Annotated in this window: 11 protein-coding genes; 4 read left to right on the top strand and 7 right to left on the bottom strand. The window is 66.4% G+C overall.

Translation table 11 applies throughout. The features are described 5' to 3' along the window. From ACOYW5_RS07005 to ACOYW5_RS06995, 3 genes are read right to left on the bottom strand one after another with little or no spacing between them, the layout of a single operon-like run. Positions 1-549: a DUF1254 domain-containing protein gene (locus tag ACOYW5_RS07005; RefSeq protein WP_423068531.1), complete on the bottom strand. Its 549-nt coding sequence runs from the start codon at positions 547-549 to the stop codon at positions 1-3. Then, positions 546-1124, bottom strand: coding sequence for a DUF1214 domain-containing protein (locus ACOYW5_RS07000; RefSeq protein WP_423068530.1), 579 nt, complete (start codon positions 1122-1124; stop codon positions 546-548). Before ACOYW5_RS07000 ends, ACOYW5_RS07005 begins: the two co-directional genes overlap by 4 nt. Before the next feature lie 3 nt (positions 1125-1127). Further along, a complete protein-coding gene (locus tag ACOYW5_RS06995) occupies positions 1128-3320 on the bottom strand; it encodes a transglycosylase domain-containing protein (protein ID WP_423068529.1) in 2193 nt (730 codons plus the stop codon). A 98-nt stretch (positions 3321-3418) separates the two neighbouring features. Between ACOYW5_RS06995 and ACOYW5_RS06990 the strand changes: the two genes are divergently transcribed. After that, positions 3419-3874 (top strand): YcgN family cysteine cluster protein, encoded by a 456-nt coding sequence (locus ACOYW5_RS06990; RefSeq protein ID WP_423068528.1) that lies wholly within the window; start codon positions 3419-3421, stop codon positions 3872-3874. 358 nt (positions 3875-4232) lie between these two features. Here ACOYW5_RS06990 and ACOYW5_RS06985 read toward each other — a convergent pair whose 3' ends face one another. The 3 genes from ACOYW5_RS06985 to ACOYW5_RS06975 are packed head-to-tail and all read right to left on the bottom strand — an operon-like array spanning position 4233 to position 7246. After that, positions 4233-5750, bottom strand: a complete 1518-nt coding sequence (locus ACOYW5_RS06985; RefSeq protein WP_423068527.1) for a tripartite tricarboxylate transporter permease — start codon at positions 5748-5750, stop codon at positions 4233-4235. 7 nt (positions 5751-5757) lie between these two features. Further along, positions 5758-6285: a tripartite tricarboxylate transporter TctB family protein gene (locus ACOYW5_RS06980; RefSeq protein WP_423068526.1), complete on the bottom strand. Its 528-nt coding sequence runs from the start codon at positions 6283-6285 to the stop codon at positions 5758-5760. 10 nt (positions 6286-6295) lie between these two features. Continuing rightward, positions 6296-7246 (bottom strand): Bug family tripartite tricarboxylate transporter substrate binding protein, encoded by a 951-nt coding sequence (locus ACOYW5_RS06975; RefSeq protein ID WP_423068525.1) that lies wholly within the window; start codon positions 7244-7246, stop codon positions 6296-6298. 422 nt (positions 7247-7668) lie between these two features. Between ACOYW5_RS06975 and ACOYW5_RS06970 the strand changes: the two genes are divergently transcribed. Next, positions 7669-8046, top strand: coding sequence for a DUF2147 domain-containing protein (locus tag ACOYW5_RS06970; protein ID WP_423068524.1), 378 nt, complete (start codon positions 7669-7671; stop codon positions 8044-8046). A gap of 97 nt (positions 8047-8143) precedes the next feature. Here ACOYW5_RS06970 and ACOYW5_RS06965 read toward each other — a convergent pair whose 3' ends face one another. After that, positions 8144-9601 carry an amidase gene (locus ACOYW5_RS06965; RefSeq protein ID WP_423068523.1) on the bottom strand — a complete coding sequence of 486 codons (1458 nt, stop codon included), beginning with the start codon at positions 9599-9601 and terminating at the stop codon, positions 8144-8146. A 352-nt stretch (positions 9602-9953) separates the two neighbouring features. On the opposite strand from ACOYW5_RS06965, the gene ACOYW5_RS06960 reads away from it, so the two are divergent. Then, complete coding sequence (locus ACOYW5_RS06960; RefSeq protein ID WP_423068522.1) at positions 9954-15290, top strand: VWA domain-containing protein; 5337 nt, start codon at positions 9954-9956, stop codon at positions 15288-15290. 98 nt (positions 15291-15388) lie between these two features. Continuing rightward, positions 15389-18730, top strand: a complete 3342-nt coding sequence (locus ACOYW5_RS06955) for a hypothetical protein (protein WP_423068521.1) — start codon at positions 15389-15391, stop codon at positions 18728-18730. Positions 18731-18735: the final 5 nt, after the last annotated feature.

Raw genomic sequence — 18735 nt, 5'->3', positions numbered from 1 at the left:
TCAGACGGCGATATTGCCGCATTTGAGGCCCGTCAGCGCCTTCTCGTAGCGCCCCCGCATCTCGGGGTGCGGCGGGGCGAGGCGGACCACGACGACAAGATCGTCCTCATGCGCTTCGACGATCAGCAGGCCTTCGGCGATATCGAGTTTCTGCTCGGCGAGAAGACGGGTCTGGGCCGAATTGAAGACGCCGAGATCGAGCTGGGTGCCGATACCGTCGCGGTTGGTAGTCGAGTAGATCACCGTGCCGGCGCGGCCATAGACGGCGACCGACCAGAAGGCCTGGGGCAGGCTGCCGGTGACTGAGCCCGGACCCTTGCGGAGATCGATCTTGCAGACTGCGTAGGCGAGTTCGGGGTCGAGCCGCAGCGGGTTGGGTTCGCCGGCCCGTGCGGCCGGCAGCACCAAGGGCGCCACGTCGGCGCCGAGCGCTGATACCTGGTCCCACGCCGCCGTGGCGGATAGCGACGGCAGGCTGAGGATGACAGCGATGTGGATGATGCCACCCAGCACGACGCCGCCGAGGATCCAGAGCAGCCACCGGATCATGCGCAGGCCTCGCGGATGATGGCCGGAAGCGATGCGACTTCCGAGCCGACCCCGGAGAGGCTCGACGTGTCGTAGAGGCTCAGCACGAGGCTGAACGGTCCGTCGCCGGCGATCTCGATCCAGTTCTCGGGTGCGAGGGTTTTCGATACGTAGAGAGCCGCCGAGCCGTCGCCGGCGCGGCTGAGGCGGGCGCTGTGGAAATCGAGTTGGCCATCGGGTCGTGCGATGGGCATGCCGTCGTCGGACGATACGGGCACCAGCGTCCAGAACCGAGCGGCGGGGGTTCGGCCGTCGATACGGTAGCGGCAGTTGCGATCGAGTTTTTTGTTGTCGCTGTCGGTACTTGCGATGAACTGGATGCCTTCGGTGGCGCCGAGCTCCAGGGCGCCGGAGCGGGCGATGAAGGCGCGGGTGTAGGGATCGGGATTGGGGACGCCGACATCCTTCCAAGCCTGCCAAGGGCCGATCTGGATGGCGCCGAACATGCGGCCGTCGCTGAGCGCATAATAGCTGAGGCCGAACCCGACCAGCAGGGCGACCACCAGCATCGTCCCGAGTTGAGCGAGAAAGCGCAAGGGCTACAGGCTCTTGGACGGAGTTGCGGGGGCGACGGCGAGCGAGGCTTCGTTGGTGCTGCCCATCGCAGCCTTGAGCATGTCGGCAACGTCGAGCAGCTTCTCGGCCGCGCCCGGCTTCAGCCCGGGCGGGCGTTCGGCGGCGGGCAGGGCGGGTTGCCCTTCGACGGGAGTGGCGTTGGCGATCACGAACGGAGCGGGCTGGAAGTCGACGCCTTCGACCGGCTTGATCTCGATATTGGTGTGCGCATAAGCCATGAACTTCTGCCAGGCGACCGTCGGTAGCGTACCGCCGGTGAGTTCCTTGGTGGCCTGGTAGTCGTCATTGCCGAACCAGACGGCGGCGACATAGTTGCCGGTGAAGCCGCAGAACCACGCATCGCGGTAGGACGAGGTGGTTCCGGTCTTGCCGACGGACGGAACGCCCTCGATCTGCGCGCGCCTGCCGGTGCCGCTTTCGACCACGGCGCGCATCATGCGGTTCATGTAGAGCACCGTCTGCTCGCTGACCACGCGCTCCCGGTTGGCTTCGGGGTCGGCCTCGTACAGCAGCTCACCGGAGAGCGTGGTGATGCGGGTGAGGCCGAAGGCGGTGGTCTTGTAGCCGTGGTTGGCGAACACGGCATAGGACGAGGCCATGTCGATGACGCTTACCGACGCCGCGCCGAGGGCCAGCGAGCGGGTCACCGGGAAATCGTTCTGCAGCCCGATCTTGTGCGCGAAGTCGGCGATCGGCTGGCGGCCCGTCTTGATCGACAGGTTGACCGGCACGGTGTTGATCGACTGCTGGAACGCCGAGATCAGGCTGATGCGGCCAACCGAGTTGCGCGAATAGTTCTGCGGGCACCAGTTGCCGATGCACTGGGTAGCGCCTGAGACGATGGTGTCCGGGTCATATTCCGGGATCATCTCGAAGGCGGTGGCGTAATCGAACAGCTTGAAGGCCGAGCCCGGCTGCCGGTTGGGCACGATCGAGCGGTTGAACTGGCTCTTGCCGTAATCCATGCCGCCGACCATGGCGCGGATGGCGCCGTTGGTGTCGAGGACGACCATTGCCGCCTGGCTGACGCGATAGGCCTCGCCCTGCTCGCGCACGACCGAGGTCACGGCGTCCTCGGCATAGGACTGCAGCACCGGATCGACCGTGGTGCGCACGACGAAGGTGTTCGACGGGCTGCCAGTGGTCTCGATGATCTTCTTGGCCTCCTCGAAGGCGTAATCGAGGAAGTAGTTGGGCGAGTTCGCCTCGGCCGAGCGATCGATCGGCACCGCCGGGTTGCGCCGGGCGGCCGTGACCTGGCCCTCGGTGAGGAAGCCGGCATCGACGAGGTTGGAGAGGACGAGGTTGGCGCGGCCGCGTGCCGCCGCGAGGTCGACATGCGGCGCGTATTTGGTCGGCGCCTTGAACAGGCCCGCCAGCATGGCTGCTTCGGCGAGGTTCACATCGGTGATCTTCTTGCCGAAATAGAACTCGGCCGCGGCCGCTGCGCCGAAATTGCCGCCGCCCATATAAGCGCGGTCGAAGTAAAGCTTGAGGATCTCGTCCTTGGTGTAGTGCCACTCGAGCCAGACCGAGAGGAAGGCTTCCTTGATCTTGCGCTCGAGCGTGCGCTCGGACGAGAGGAAGAGGTTCTTGGCGAGCTGCTGGGTGATGGACGAGCCACCCTGCAGCGATGACTCGCCGCCGGCGTTGGACATCAGCGCGCGTAGCGTGCCCACCACGTCTATGCCCCAGTGCTCGTAGAAGCGCCGGTCTTCGGTGGCGAGCGCCGCCTTGACGAAATAATCGGGCAACTTGTCGAGCGGGTAGGAATCGTCCGACCGGATGCCGCGGCGGCCGATCTCGTTACCGTAGCGATCGAGGAAGGTGACGGCGATATCCTCGGCCTTGTTGACGTGGCCGGTGGCGGTGGCGTCGAACGCCGGGATCGCCAGCGCGGTCATCAGCACGCAGCCGATGGCGAAGAAGCTCAGCCCGTCCGAGAAGATCTCGACGAAGAAACGCTTGATCCCGGACACGCGGAAGCGCGAGAAGAAATCCTCGACATTGGTGAAGCCGCGACCGAGCGACTGCCCGAAATCGTAAAGCGCGGAATCGAGCCAGGCATCCGCGGCCAGCATGCGGGTTTTCTTGCGGCGCTTCTCTTTGTGGTAGAACGGATCCTGCACCGAAAACTCCGCGGGCTCACCGGCCACCTTGAATCTCCCCAATTCGGGGCGCATTGGCAAGGCAGTCGCTCGAATATGATCACAGCGCAGTTTGCGCAAGCGCATTGACGCAACACAGGAATTGCATGCCGTTCTGGGAAGAGAAAACCCTCGAGGAAATGACGCCGGCGGAGTGGGAATCGCTCTGCGACGGCTGTGGGCGCTGCTGCCTGATGAAGCTCGAGGACGAGGACACCGGCGACATCTATGTGTCGGACGTTCGCTGCAAGTTGCTCGACGGCGAAAGCTGCAAGTGCAGCGACTATCCCAACCGGCTCAAGGTCGTGCCCGACTGCATCAAGCTGACGCCTGAGAATGTGCGGACCATCGAGTGGATCCCGGTGACCTGCGCCTATCGCCGCATCGCCGAAGGCAAGGGCCTCGCCTGGTGGCACCCGCTGGTCTCGGGTGATCCCGAAACGGTGCATGCCGTCGGCGTCTCGGTGCGCGGGCGAACCGTGCCGGAACAATCGGTCAAGCCGGGCGAGTGGGAAGAGCACGTGGCGGACTGGCCGAACTGGGAGCCGCCGGAGGAGATTTAGCTGCGGGCGAAGGCGAGGCCAAAAACAGGCCGTGGCCTGTAGTTCTGATGCATAAGTTCAGACTGCAGCCTGTATTATTGGAATTGCTTCACTTAATCGTCGGCGCCTGCCGCGCTGCCTACCATGGCCAATGTCGCTGCTCGAGCAGATGTAGCCGCGGGCCTTGACGCACAGCACTCATCTTGGGGCCTCATTGCCGGGCTTGTCCCGGCAATCCAGCCACTCCCGTCTGCGGAGCGAAGGGAGCCTTTCCACGCGAACGACTTCGCGTGGCTGGATCACCGGGACAAGCCCGGTGATGAGGGGTGACTGGGAGGGTTGCGGTTATGCGGGCTCTTACTGGTTTGCCCAAGCCGCCTCAATCATCGTCGCTCGCCACCGCAGCCAGCAGCTTGCCGCGTCCCCTCAGCCTCAAAACGATCGGCACGACCAGCGCGAGAAACGCCAGCGTCAGCAGCACGGCGGAGATCGGTGAGGTGAACAGCACCGTCACGTCGCCCTGCGAGATGGCGAGCGCGCGGCGGAGTTGTTGTTCGGCCATCGGGCCGAGGATGAGGCCGATGACCACCGGTGCGATGGGGAAGTGGAAGAGGCGGAGGGCGTAGCCGAGGAGGCCGAAGACCAGCAGCATGCCGAGTTCGACCACGGACGGGTTGGCGCCGATGGTGCCGAGCGTCGCGAAGGTGAGGATGCCCGCGTAGAGCCAATGCTTTGGGATCGAGAGCAGGCGCACCCAAAGGCCGACCAGCGGCAGGTTGAGGACGATCAGCATGAAGTTGGCGATCAGAAGACTGGCGATCAGGCCCCAGACCAGCTGCGGGTTGGAAGTGAAGAGCAGGGGGCCGGGCTGGAGGCCATATTGCTGGAAGCCGGCGAGCATGATGGCCGCGGTGGCCGAGGTGGGGAGGCCGAGCGTCAGCAGGGGCACGAGGGTGCCGGCGGCGGAGGCATTGTTGGCGGCCTCGGGGCCGGCGACGCCTTCGATGGCGCCGTTGCCGAATTCCTCGGGATGCTTGGTCAGGCGCTTTTCGGTGGCGTAGGAGAAGAAGGTGCCGATCTCGGCGCCGCCGGCCGGCATGGCGCCGATGGGGAAGCCGATGGCAGTGCCGCGCAGCCAGGGCTTCCACGAGCGGGCCCAGTCCTTGGCAGTCATCCAGATCGAGCCGCGGACCGGCTCGATGCTCTCTGGCGCGCGCTTGCCCTGTGCGGCGACGTAGAGCGTTTCGCCGATGGCAAACATGGCGACGGCGAGGGTGGTGACTTCGATGCCGTCGAGGAGGTCGGGGACACCGAAGGACATGCGGGCCTGGCCGGTCTGCAGGTCGATGCCGACAATGCCGAGGGTAAGGCCGATGAACAGCGACGTGAGGCCGCGCAGCGCAGAATCGCCGAACGCGGCCGAGACGGTGATGAAGGCCAGCACCATCAGAGCGAAGTACTCGCGCGGGCCGAAGGCGAGGGCGAACTTCACCACCCACGGGGCGAGGAAGGCCAGCGCGATGGTGGCGATGAGGCCGGCGACGAACGAGCCGATGGCGGCGGTGGCGAGCGCCGGGCCGCCGCGGCCGGCTTTGGCCATCTTGTTCCCCTCGAGCGCGGTGACGATCGAGGCGCTCTCGCCGGGTGTGTTGAGGAGGATCGAGGTGGTCGAGCCGCCATACATGCCGCCGTAGTAGATGCCGGCGAACATGATGAGCGAGCCGGCCGGATCGAGCTTGTAGGTGACCGGCAGCAGCAGCGCGACGGTTGTGGCGGGGCCGATGCCGGGGAGAACGCCGACGGCGGTGCCGAGGGTGACGCCGATCAGCGCGTAGAGCAGGTTGATCGGCTGGATGGCGACGCCGAGGCCCTGGATCAGGAGGCTGAAGGTATCCATCGCGGTATCAGGCTCCGGTCGCGGGCGGCTTGGCGGTGAGGAGATCGATGATCAGGTGTTCGAGCGGGCCCGCCGGGAGCGTTAGTGCCAGGAGGCGGGCGAACAAGAACCAGATCAGGACGGAGAGAACGAGGCCCGCCGCGAAGGCGAAGGGCAGAGAGACCTTGCCCAGACCGCGCGCAGTCATGGCGAAGAGGATCGCCGTGGCGATCGAGAAGCCGACGAACTTGATGAGGATCAACTGCGCCAGCAGCCCTCCGACGATCCAGAGGACCGGGGCGAATTCCTGTTTCTCGCGCTCGGGGAAATCACCGCGCACGGCCTCGATCACCGTCCATGCGGCGAGGAGGCCGAGGCAGATGGCGATGGCGTAGGGGATCGTCTGCGGGCCGATGCGGGCATAGGCGCCGCCAGCGCCGAGGCGCGAGGCATCCCAGGCGATGACGGCGCCGAGAATGGCCAGCGCCGCTGCGATGATGAGAGCCGCCACATCCGGGCGGCGCTTTGCTTTGTCGGGAACCACGGGCTCGCTCATGGCAGCTCGCTTACTGGACGAGGCCGACTTCCTTGAGGATGGCGGCTGTGGCGGCCTGCTCGGCCGCAAGCTGCGTCTTGAAGTCGTCGCCGCTCAGCCAGGTGTTGTTCCAGCCCTTGGTCTCGAGCGTCTTCTTCCAGCTGGCCGAGTTCACCATCTTCTCGATGTCGGCGGTGATGGCGGTGACCTGCTCGGCCGAGAGGCCCGAACCGGCCCAGACGCCGCGCCAGTTCTGGACGACGAGATCGACGCCGGATTCCTTGAAGGTCGGGCCGTTGATGACCGAGACTTTTTCAGGCGCGGAGACGCCGATGACGCGGAGCGCGCCGGCTTCAACCTGGCTCTGGAACTCGCCATAGCCCGAGATGCCGACGGTGACCTGGTTGCCGAGCACGGCCGCCAGTGCCTCGCCGCCGCCCGAGAAGGCGATGTAGTTCACGAGCTTGGGATCGACGCCGACGGTCTTGGCGAAGAGCCCGGCAGTGATGTGGTCGGTGCCGCCGGCCGAACCGCCGGCCCACGAGACCGAGCCCGGATCGGCCTTCAGCTTGGCGCTGAGGTCGGCGAGCGTCTGGATGTCGGAGGCGGCAGGGACGACGATCACCTCGTACTCGCCGGTGAGGCGGGCGATGGGCGTGACCGCATCGAGCGTCACCGGCGACTTGTTGGTGAGGATGGCGCCGACCATGACATAGCCGCCGACCAGCAGCCGGCTCGGATCGCCATTGGCTTCCTGCGAAAACTGGGCAAGGCCGATGGTGCCGCCGGCGCCGGGGACGTTGACGACCTGCACGTTGCCCGCGATGCCTTCGGCGGTGAGCGCTTCCTGCATGGAACGTGCGGTCTGGTCCCAGCCGCCGCCGGGGGCGGCGGGAGCCATGATGTTGTAATCGGCAGCAAAGCCGGAGACGGGCAGCAAGAGGGCGCCCGCGAGCATGGCCGTCGCGACGAGATGCTTCATGAAATCCTCCTCGTGGTCCCGTAGCGTGGCGAGACCTTTTGACGTTGGCCGTCCTTGGGACGGCGCGTGCATCATGCGATGCAGGCTCGCGCCTCGCAACACTTCACGGATTCGTGAACGAAAATGCGTGTCCGTGACATGTGTCACGACATCGTGAGGTGAACTTTGCGCGCGCCCCCGCCGTTGTCCAAAGGCGGAAATGTGGCAGGTTGAATGCAGGCTGAACAAGGGCGTCGGCAAGTAAGTCAGCGTGCCTGCCATATCTGGGCCCCCTCCGGGCCGCAAAGATGAACGGCAGATGAACGATGCTCTTATCCCATATTCAGCCAAAATCTACCTGTATCCGGCCAATCAGACCCGAACGCTACAGGTCGGGCCCCAAATCGGACACACCCGACCCAGTCCCACGGAGACGCATGACAATGCACCTCACGAAGAAACTCGCTTCGGCCTTGCTTGCCACGCTGCTTGCTATGGCCCCCGTATACGCCCTCGCCGCCGACCCCACCGGCACCTGGCAAGCCGATGACGGCAAGAGCCGCTACAAGATCACCACCTGCGCTGACGGCGCCCTGTGCGCGCGCCTGATCTGGCTCCGCGACAAGGATGACGAGAACAGGCAGTACCTGAACCAGGTCATCGTTCAGGGCACGCAGTCCGACGAGAACAAGTGGACCGGCACAGTCAAGCATGCCGGCGACACCTATGCTGGTACCATGATTATGACCGGCGAGGACAAGTTGAAGGTCAACGGTTGCCAGGGCGTCTTCTGCCAGACAGTCAATCTCAGCCGCGTTTAAGCGCTGCCTTAGAATAGGCAGCCCTCAAGAACTGCCGAACTGTGAAGCCCGCGTCTCCGCCGACGCGGGCTTTTTGCTGTGTGGGGAGGGGGCGTCGCTAGGAAGTCAGCATTGGCGGCATCCGCCTCTCGACCCAGCGGGTCGCGACGTCGTAGGCGTGGGCGATCTCGAGGCATGCCCTCTCGGCGTGGTTGGGCGCCATGATCTGAATTCCCATCGGCAGCCCCGCGTCGCTGAACCCCGCCGGTACGTTGATCGCCGGGCATCCCGCCATCGTCACCGGGATCATGACCTCCATCCAGCGGTAGTAGGCGTCGGTCGTCGGCCTGTCGGCGATCTCCGTCGGGTAGTTGGTCCCTGCGTCGAATGGGAAGACCTGCGCCGACGGCAGGACGAAGTAGTCGTAGGTCGCAAAGAACCGGCGCACCGCCTGGTACCACGCGGTGCGGACATTGCCGGCGGCGGCGACGTCGGCAGCGCTGAGCCGAAGGTACGTCTCCACCTCGAATTGCGCCTCGGGGCTCAATTGCCCGCGCTTGGCCGGATCGTTGTAGAGATCGATCAGCATGTGGCCCAGTTGCCAGGCCCGCAGCACCTGCAGGCTCGCAAACAGCTGTTCGATGGGAAACTCGGGCGCCGCGTCCTCGACGATGCAGCCCAGTTGCTCGAACGTCGCCAATGCCCCGCGGCAGAGCTCGAGCACTCCAGCCTCGAACGGCATGATGCCCGCCAGCAGGTCGCCGCCCCAGGCGATCCGCTTGCCCTTGACCTCGCCCGTCAGCGGAATGGCGAACTGTGCGGGATCCTCATGGATGGAGAGCGGCACGCGCGGGTCATATCCGGCCTGGACGCTCAACAGCAGCGCCAGGTCCGGCACCGTTCGGGCCAGCGGGCCGGCCATGCTCATGCCCGAGTTGAACGCGTCCGCGGCCTCGATGGGCACGCGACCGTAGGAGGGCCGCAGCGCGAACAGGTTGTTGAAGGCGCCCGGGTTGCGCAGACTTCCCGTGTGGTCGGTGCCCACCGCCATCGGCAGCATGCGCAGCGCCACCGCGGCTCCCGCCCCACCGCTCGAGCCACCACTGGTCTTGGTCGGGTCGTAGGGGTTGAGCGTCGTGCCGAACACCGGGTTGTGCGTCTGCGAGCCGAACGCGAACTCCGGCAGGTTGGTCTTGCCGATGATGATCGCACCGGCGGCCCGCATGCGCTCGACAACGATCGCGTCCGCCGGGGCGATGAAGTCCTTGAACAACGGCGAGCCGCGCGTGAAAGGCATCCCCTTCACCGGAATGTTGTCCTTCACCGCGTGCGGAAAACCGTGCATCCGGCCGAGATACTGGCCGCGCCTGAGCTGGGCGTCGCACTCCTCGGCCAGGGCCAGCAGCGCCTCGCGCGGCGGCATCGAGATGATGGCATTGACGCGCGGGTTGAAGACCTCGATGTGATCGAGATACGCGGACATCACCTCGACGCAGGACACCTGCTTCGACTTGATGGCCCGGGAAAGCTCCGTCCCGTTCGTCAGGACCAGACTGGAGATGTGATCGAGTGCCATCTCTCCCTGGTCTCCCCACGCCAACCAAGCACGCACTCGTGCCTGCCTGAGCCGCCCGCGTCTACGATACCCGTCCCCCGCGCACGTGGCGAGCGGTAAGTCCGCTGTTGGGCGCGAGGCAGACCTCAGTGAATGACCGCTTTTGGCCCGAAGCGGACTTTGATGATTGTCTGCTTCTATCTGCCGACGCGCCGATGTTACGACCTATCTAGTCCTCTCGAAGAGTGGTGCATGACCTAATCGAGCTGACCTGATCGAGCACCGGCTGGCGATGCCCCGAAGTCCGGGCTAAGATCAATCGCGGACAGCATCGGTAGAGATCCATGCGTATCTCGGGGCTGGCGGCGTGACAATGGACAGTGTCAGGGCTGCGCTGGGGGGCGGTGCGGCAGGTGTTCTGCTGTTCCTGCAGGCTGCGATCGCTCCGGCAGCGGCGCAAACTGACTGCCTCGCGGAGCTGGAGCCCAATGGTGAAATTGCGTCCGCGCAGGCAGTTGCCGAGGCCTTCTGCCTCGAAGGGCGGTTCGACGCGGGCGAAACCGACCTCTTCGCCTGGAGCTTTGCTCCCACATCGATGGAGTCCGGCTGGTCCGTCAGCCTGCGCGGCGTGTCCGGAGACGAGACCCGGCTGCAGATTCATCGCATCGACCAACCAGTCACGCCGGATGCGGCTGGTGCTGTCGGCCCCCCCGTCTTTGCTCTAACCACGCCTCCCGGAAGCTCGCAGGCGACCTACGGCGACCTCCTCTTGGCTCCCGGCAGCTATGTTTTGGCAGTGGCGGCCCGCAGTGGAGCCGGCGACTACGCCATCGCGTTCAAACGGGCGGTCGCGCAGAAGATCGAGGCGGAGCCGAACGATTCTCTTGACCAGGCAAGCGAACTTGCGCCCGAAACCACCCTTCTCGGCGACCTTGCCGACTCGGATGACTACTACCGGTGGGTGGTTGGGGACAGCGAAGCCAAGCGGCGCTGGATCATCGAGACAAGCGCGCCTCCCGACCAGACGTACTACTTCGCGCTTGAGGACTCGCAGGGTTCTCCACTGCTCAGCAGCACCGTTACCGGATCCATGCAGCTTCCCGACCTCGGGCTAGCGCCCGGCAACTACATCCTGCATTTCTCCCGCACCTCCGACGGACAGCGGCCCTATCTGGTGCGGTTGGCGCCGGCGGGCCGGCGTGTCGCCGGGCGGGAAAGCGAACCGAACGATACGCCGAACACGGCCCGGCCATTACCACTCGGCAAGGAGATCTCGGGCCGGCTCGGCAGGGTGGGCGACACGGACCTCTTCGCCGTGGAGATTGACGAGCAGCTCCAGGGCAAGCGGTTGGAGCTCGCGTTGGAGACCGACGGAGAGCCGACGGGCCCCCTCTGCCTGATAAGTTCCACTGGCAGTACGTTGCAATGCAGGGACACGGCCCCGGTAAGCCTGCCCGATCTGGTGCTCGCACCCGGCCGCTATACCGTATCGATCTCCGGCACTGCCGATCCGGACCGAGGCTACAGGCTCGCGGCTCGCTTGGCCGGCCTCCATAAGGCGGGAAGCGAGGCTGAGCCGAACGATACGGCCGCCACTGCGACGCCGCTCGGGCCCGACGGGAAGGCCGACGGCAGGCTGGTTGGCATCGAAAGGGACGTGTTCGCCCTGCGGGTGGATGGGGTCCCGCAACTCTGGCGTGCGAAGGTGCACGGGTCCGGCGTTGCAAGGGTTGCGATCCTTGACGCGAAAGGGGAACTCGTGGGTGCCTCCCCGGAACCCGCAGGCGATGCCGTGGAGGCATCTGACATCCTTTTGTTGCCCGGTGTTTACTCGGTCGAAGTGAGCGGCGGGGATGCAGACTACGCCCTGGAGGTCGAGGACGTCGGTCTGCCCGATCCGTCCGCAGAGCGCGAGCCCAACCAGCCAGAGTGGGCCGCCCAACGGCTGCGGTTCGAGGAAGCGAGGACAGGCAAGCTCGTCGACCTCGCCGACATCGACTTCTATCGGTTTTCGCTATCCGCCGCGGCGCACGTTGCGCTCGAGGTGACGGCGCCTCCCGGGGGCGAGATCGACTACGCGGTCTCGTCGGGCAACGCTACGACATTCGCCGGGATCGCCGCCGACGTGCCAGCCACCTTCGCGAGTTGGCTGGCACCTGGTGACTATGTCCTGCGGCTGCGCGCCACGCAGCCGGTCGAAGGCCAATACCGGATCAAGCTGTCGTACCGCGATCCCTTCGCGCTGCCGGGCGACCTGGAACCGAACGACCAAGCGGCTCGCGCGTCGCCGCTGCCTGCCTCGCTCAGCGTTTCGGGGGTGCTGGAGCACCGTTACGAGGTCGACTGGTTCGCGCTACCGGATGTGGCCCGCCCGACCCGGGTCGAGGTCGAGATCACGGGGCCGCCGGGCGTCGACGTGTCGGCCTATGACGGGGAAACGCACCTCGCCAGTTCGGATTCGTATAGCCAGACGCCGCTGGTGGCGGAGCTGTCGCCCGGGCAGGCGGTGAAACTCAATGTGCATGGCAGAGAACCCAGCCCTTACGCCATGAAGGTGTCGTTCGAGGATGGGCCGCAACCGGAAGAGCCGAGCGTACCGCCGCTCGACATCGCGGTACACCTCGATGATCGGCCGGTCGCTGCCTTCTGGGTTCGTGGCCAGCGGGTAAAGGGCACGGTCCGCTTAATCAACCAAGGAAGCGAGCCGCTCGATCTCAGTCTCGACGGCCGGTCGAGCGATTTCCAGTATCAGCTGGAACTGTCCAGGTTGAGCCTGCACCTGGCTCCAGGGGGCGAGGAAAGCGTGGCGCTCGACGTCGTGGTGGCACCCGATGCCTGGGGCGACAACCCCGCGCAGATCGCAGTACGAGCTCGCGCCGCCGACGGTGGGACGAAGTCGGCCACGGCGATGCTGGTGGCGGATCCGAACGCGCTGCCGGTAGGAGACGAGCTCTCCTTCGCCATGACCGAGTCGCTTAGGGGGGGCTTCAACGTTGCGGCGGCGGCGTTCGGGGGAAAGTTGGCGGGTCCCAAGGACGAGGCGGTCACGTCCGACGCCGCCTTGCTATTCGACGAGGTTACCTCGTCGGTAGGGTACCTCCGCAGCGCCGAGCAGCTTCCGGCCACGGTTACGGTGTCGTTCGGCGGCGATCGCAGTTGGCCGATTGCAGGTATCGCACTCCATCCGCAGGTCGGCGGAAGCAGCGGCTATCTTCCCGATAGCCTGCGCGACTTCGACCTGCTCCTCTCGGAGGACGGCGTCAACTTCGAGCTCGTGCTCTCTGGGCAGCTGAGCCAAACCCCGGTCGAGCAGGCGTTCGCCCTGCCGGCACCCCGAACCGCTCGCGCGGCCCAGTTGCGGCTCAGGTCCAGCCACTCCGGAGGCCGCTTCATCAATCTCGGAGAATGGAAGGTCATTGCTGTTCCAGGCGAGCCCGCCGGCGCCTCGCTGAACATCGGCGACCCTGCCCGCGGCGGACACGTCGTCTATTCCATGCCGGTGATCGGCAAGGATCACGCCGATGCCCGTGCGCTCTTGGAAGAAGGCGGATCCTCGGTCGAGGTGCCTGCGGGTCCCGCGCCTGAATGGGTGATCGGATTTTGCAACGATCGGGCGGCCCAGATCGTCTCGCTGGAATGGGTGCACGGCGAGTTGCGACGAAAGCCCTTTCAAGCTGTGAAGGTCGCCGTAAGCTTGAACAGCCCGCTCGGCCCCTGGCGGGAGCTCGGAGACTGGTCCCTGGAGGGCGACGGCGGCGTAGCAGTGTGGCCTTTGCCGGAGCCGATCTGGGCCCGCTTCCTCCGCTTCACTGCCTCGACAGACATCCCAGCCGGCGAGGTTTGGCAATACCCGGCTACGATACGGGTGCTCGAGCGTCCGATCGGCGAAGGCTATCTCTCCATTCTCGGGGAGTGGGGATTCCTCGGCAGGGATTCGATCTACGAGGCGACGGTACGCGGGAGCGCGGCAGCGGCGCGGCCCGAGGGCGACGCCAACGACACGCGCGCGACGGCGGAGGCGCTCCGCCTCGGCGACACCGTCGCCGGTGAGGTCGAACTCAACGCCGACGAGGACTGGTATGCCGTGGAGACACCTGCGTCGGTCAACACGCTAACGCTGACGCTTCGGCAGGAGCCGTTTATCGCTGCGGACGCAGTACTGGAGACCGCCGACGGCCAGCCGGTGCCCCTGCGCAGCGTCTCGGATAGCGGCAGCGAGGCGACGCTCGAGGCCCAGGTGGAGCCCAACGCGCGCTACCTGGTTCGGATTGCCGAGCCGGCGCGATCAATCGCCATCGCCTACGACACCAGCACGAGCCTAGCGGGACTCGTTGAGATCATCAAAAAGGGACTGCGTGTCTTCGCCGATGGCATTAAGCCGGGCGAGGAGTTCGTCAACGTGATGAACTTCGAGCAGCCATTCATCCTCGACGAGTGGAGCGACCAGTCCTGGACGGTACAGTCCGCGATTCTGGCCAAGACCGATGATGGCGGCTCCAGCGATCTCGAGAAGAGTGTCATTACAGCGGAGCATGCACTCTCCGAACGCCGCAGCGCGCGCGCCCTTCTCCTTCTGACGGACGCGTCTTCCCCCAGCTACGCTGTCCATGACCAGATGTGGAACACACTGCGTACCTCCCCGCCGCACATCTTTGCGGCGCATGTTGGCGCCGGTGACGGCGATCCCTCGGCGATCGCTGCGCGGTTGGTTGAGAAGCACATCATGCAAGACCTGGCTGCGGCAAATGCAGGCCAGTACACATGGGCACCGACGCAGGCCGCCATGGACGTCATCTTCGACCGGGCGGCGGCTTGGCTCCGCCGGCCGGCGCGGTACCGTCTGGAAGCGCGCGCCGGGATGGCGCCGCCGCCGGCGCCTGGCACCATCGAGGTTGCGGTTGTCCCCACGGTCGACCCCGCCCTCGCCGCCGCCGGTGGCATCCAGCCGACGCCTCGGGTGCCGCGGCAGGCGCCCGCCACCGAGCTCATCCTCGATGCTTCGGGCAGCATGCTGCAGCATCTCGGTGACCGCCGGCGCATCGAGATCGCCCGCACGGTGCTTACCGAGCTGGTGACCGGGACACTGCCGCCCGGCGCGCCCCTGGCCCTGCGGGTGTTCGGGACCGACCGGCCCGACTCCTGCGAGACGCACCTGCCAATCCCCTTGGCGCCTCTCGACCGCGACGCGGTCGCAGCGTTCATTGGCGGCGTTACGCCCGTCAACCTGGCCAAGACGCCGATCGCGGCCTCCTTGCGGGCGGTCGCGGAGGATCTGCGCGGGGCGGTCGGCCCGCGTGTCGTCGTGCTGGTGACCGACGGCGAGGAGACTTGCGGGGGCGATCCGCAGGCGGAGATCGAGGCGCTGGTCGCGCAAGGGGTCGACGTCCGGGTGAACATTGTCGGATTCGCCGTGGAGGACGCGGCGCTCAAGGACACCTTCCGCGCCTGGGCGGCGGCCGGCCACGGCCGCTACTTCGATGCCGCCGACGAGGCGGAACTCGAAGCCGGGGTGGAGGCGGCGGTCAGCGTGACCTTCCGAGTGCTCGATACTGCCGGGGCAGTCATAGCGCGCGGAACCGTCGGAGCTGCGCCGGTCCCGGTTCCTGCCGGAAGCTATCGCGTGGAGATCGGCGACAGCGATCCATCGATCTTCGAGAACGTCGTCGTCGAGCCCGAGCAGCTGACGCGGCTCGACTATTCCGGAGGCTGACGACCTTCTATACTGGCGGTACGAGATGAAGGAGCCCGGCCATGCGCGCTCGAACCTTCCCCGTTTTGCTCCGTCCGGCCCGCGGCCGCCTCAGGAAGGTGATCAACGGCTTCCTGGCCGCCCTCATGGCATTTATGTGGAGCGGGTTGCTTCCGGTCTTGGCCCAGTCGGCCGATGACGAAGAAGGTGCGATCCGCTTTATCCAGCAGGTCTCGCGCAGCCTCGAGGCCATCGAGGACGGTGAGCGCGAGGCGCCCCGCGACCGCTGGGATCCGCAATATGTCGTCGACACGGTGGGCATCGAGCCCGCCCACCTCTACGCCTGGGTCCGGGACGAAGTCGTATGGATGCCCTATCCCGGCGCATTGCGCGGGCCAACCGGCGTGCTCATGGACCGCATCGGCAACAGCCTCGATCAGGCACTGCTGCTGGCCGAACTGCTGCGCCGGGCGGGCCACGAGGTGCGGCTGGCCCGGGCGAAACTGCCGCCGGAAACGGCTCGCACTCTGTGGCAGCGGATGCTTGCGGAGCGTAATCGCGCCACAGCGTCCGTTGACCAGGCGATCGCACCGCAAGGCGGCGCGTCCGCTCTGGACTCTGGCCTCGGCACGGCCGGGTTGCAGCCAGTAGCAGCTGGGGAACCGAGCTCCGAAGGAGCGGAAGCGGTCGAGGAGTTGGGCGAGGACGTGTTCGAGGTGGACGTTCCGACCGATCCCATGGAAGCCGCGGAACTCTACGAACTCGATGCTGAGGCGGTCTCTGGCGAACTCTCCAACGCCGCTGCGCGAGCCGAGCGTATCTCGGTCGGGATGGATACCCGGGTTCTCGACCAGGCGTTGCGGCTGCTCCGTCTCGTCGCGTTGCCAGAAACCGATCCGGCCGAGGTTGCCGAGGCAACGGCCGCGGCGCTCGCCGACTACTGGTGGGTGCAGTTGAATGAAGGTGGCGGTTGGATCGACCTCGATCCGATCGGCGCCGCCGAAATGGGCTCGGCGCTGATACCGGCTGCCGAGACCTTCAACCCCGATGCCCTTCCGCAGGAGATGGAATATGCAGTGACGCTTCGTGTCGCTACCGAGCAGTGGAGGGACGGCGCCACGCAGGAGCACGTCATAGTCGAGCAGACCTTCCGCCCGCGCGACATGATGGGGCGAACCATAACCATCGGCCACATGCCGATGCTGTGGACGGCGGACTGGCCTGAACTCGGCGATGAAACGCTGCAGATCAAGCTCCGCTCGGCCGTGTATGCCCAGCGCGAGTGGCTGCCCTTCATTTCGATAGGCGACGAGCAGCTGGCGCTCTCCAGCGTCCGCGACACCGGTGAACTCAACGAGTTTCCGGCACCGCCCAACCCGTTCGCCGCGGTCGGGGTCCCTGCCGCCGGCATCTTCTCCAAGGCGGGCGATCTGCTGTCGAGCGACGACCAGGGCGCCCAACCGGACACGTCGTCTGTTGCCCCGCGCCCCGAAGGCGAGCTGGTGGCGGAATGGCTCGACTTCGTGGTAACGGGACCCGATGGCACCCGAACGAGCCGCCGCGAGATCTTCGACCTGATCGGCCCCGCCGCCCGCGCCTCCGGCGACATCGGCACACTCACCTTGAGCGATGAAAAGAAGCTCGCCCGCGCCATGGCCATGCTGGCGGAAACGCACGTGGTGCTGTTCTCGGCCCGGCTGGCGCCGGAGTTCATCGTGCATGTTGCGGCGGAACATGCGCTCGCCGGCCGAAGCTTCTTTGAGGAGGTGGGCCGCGATCCCTTCTCGAAGGCTCCCGCCAATGCAGGCGAGATCTTCGCCAAGCTGCCACCGCTTGCGGCTGCCGCGATCGCCGTCGCCGCCACGCGGCTCGACGCCAATCCGCTGGCGAATTCGGTCTATCTGGACCGGCCGAACATCATAGCCGAGCACGCTACGCTGACGCGCGGCAAAGGGGGTGACTTCTTCGTTCGGCACGCCATCGACATCGTCGAGAACGGGGTCGGCATCGACCCAGCGGAGGAAACAGCAACGTCGCTCCGGATGATCCAGGGAATTGCCGACACCAACGCCGAGGCGCTGGTCCTGGGCAACGGCGCAGAGAATTCCGGTACGGCTGATGCCTTCGCCGCAACTCCCATCGACGACAGCTGGACCCTGCTGCGCCCGGGAGACAGCAGCGCCCTGGCTGGCCTTGACCTTCCTCCCGATGTCGCCGCGCGGATCGCGGCGGACCTTGAGGCCGGTAAGCTCGCCATTGTGCCGACCCGGCAGCGCACCGCGGACGGGCAGATTGCGGGGTGGTGGCGCATCGACCCGGTAACCGGCGAAACGCTGGGCATGGGACCGAATGGCTGGGGGGCGGCGATGGTCGAGTATGCCCTCGTCCTTATCGCCCAGACCGTCATCGCCATGCTCGAGTGTCAGATCGCCAAGTCCGTGACTGCCGGCTTGAAAGCCGGCTCCACAAGCGCCGCGCTTCAAAGGCAGGCAGTTCTTACCAAGTCGGAGGCCATCCTTTGCGGAGTGAACGGCGTCCTCAGTGGGTTGCGCGGCATGCTGGTCGGTGCAGTCCAGACCAAGATTTACGAGAAGTACAAGGCCCCAGCGAGCAGCCCAGGATCCGGCACCCCGTCGGCCTCGACCGGCGGCACCGGGACGGGGGCTGCCAATGCGTCGCGCCCCGGCAGCGGAACGGCACCACAAGGCGGCGCGGGAACGGGAGCTGCTCCGGCCCCTGGCGGATCCGGCGCCGGTTCCGGGAACCAGCCTTCGTCGCCTGCCGGTCAGGCTTCCAGTGGTTCCAACTCGCCAGCCGGCTCTGCTGCCAGCAGCAATCCGGGAGCGGCTCCGCCGGCCGCCCCTGCTGCCCAGAGCCAGGCGGCGGGGCCGGCGAGTAAGTCTCAGCCGGCCGCAGCGCCCCCAAGCAACCCAGGGGCCGCTCCTTCCAAGGATCAGGCATATCGAAACGCTGTCGACGCGGCCAGAAAGGAGGGGGAGGCCGTCAGGACCTTTGAGGCGGCCAAGGCCAAGGCCGATCAGCCCGGGGCGACTCCGGCCGACAAGGCGGCTGCCGACCAGGCCCGCCAGCAGGCGCTGGGCGCCGAAGCTTCGGCAAACGCGGCGCGGCAGGAGGCGATCGCACACGGAGTGGACCCAGCGCAGTGGCAAGGCGCCTATCAACAAGGGCTCCAGGGCAGCGGAACGGGGTCAGGTACCGGGGCCGCCAGCAACTCGGGTTGGTCCGGCTGGTCAGGAGGGCAGGGCCCGGTTGCCCCACCGTCTGCCGTGGCCGGCTCGCCCGCGCCTGCGGGCAGCGGCACCCTGCCCGGCCTGGGAGGCCCTGCGCCGGCCAGCGCAGCGCCGGCAAGCACGACGATCCGCGATATGCAGTCGCCTGTCGCGACGACCATGACCGGCCTCGCCGGATTGGGAGGCGCCGGCAGCAATCTCGGCCTGTAGGATTA

Source organism: Devosia sp. CN2-171 (genome assembly GCF_049354815.1).
Taxonomy (GTDB): domain Bacteria; phylum Pseudomonadota; class Alphaproteobacteria; order Rhizobiales; family Devosiaceae; genus Devosia_A.
Note: the sequence above shows the minus strand (reverse complement) of the source record. Positions and strands in the feature narration are given on the sequence as shown.

Coding starts and splice junctions, on each gene's coding strand:
- ACOYW5_RS07005 (WP_423068531.1), bottom strand. CDS start 549: ATGATCCGGTGGCTGCTCTGGATCCTCGGCGGCGTCGTGCTGGGTGGC.
- ACOYW5_RS06990 (WP_423068528.1), top strand. CDS start 3,419: ATGCCGTTCTGGGAAGAGAAAACCCTCGAGGAAATGACGCCGGCGGAG.
- ACOYW5_RS06985 (WP_423068527.1), bottom strand. CDS start 5,750: ATGGATACCTTCAGCCTCCTGATCCAGGGCCTCGGCGTCGCCATCCAG.
- ACOYW5_RS06980 (WP_423068526.1), bottom strand. CDS start 6,285: ATGAGCGAGCCCGTGGTTCCCGACAAAGCAAAGCGCCGCCCGGATGTG.
- ACOYW5_RS06975 (WP_423068525.1), bottom strand. CDS start 7,246: ATGAAGCATCTCGTCGCGACGGCCATGCTCGCGGGCGCCCTCTTGCTG.
- ACOYW5_RS06970 (WP_423068524.1), top strand. CDS start 7,669: ATGCACCTCACGAAGAAACTCGCTTCGGCCTTGCTTGCCACGCTGCTT.
- ACOYW5_RS06965 (WP_423068523.1), bottom strand. CDS start 9,601: ATGGCACTCGATCACATCTCCAGTCTGGTCCTGACGAACGGGACGGAG.
- ACOYW5_RS06960 (WP_423068522.1), top strand. CDS start 9,954: ATGGACAGTGTCAGGGCTGCGCTGGGGGGCGGTGCGGCAGGTGTTCTG.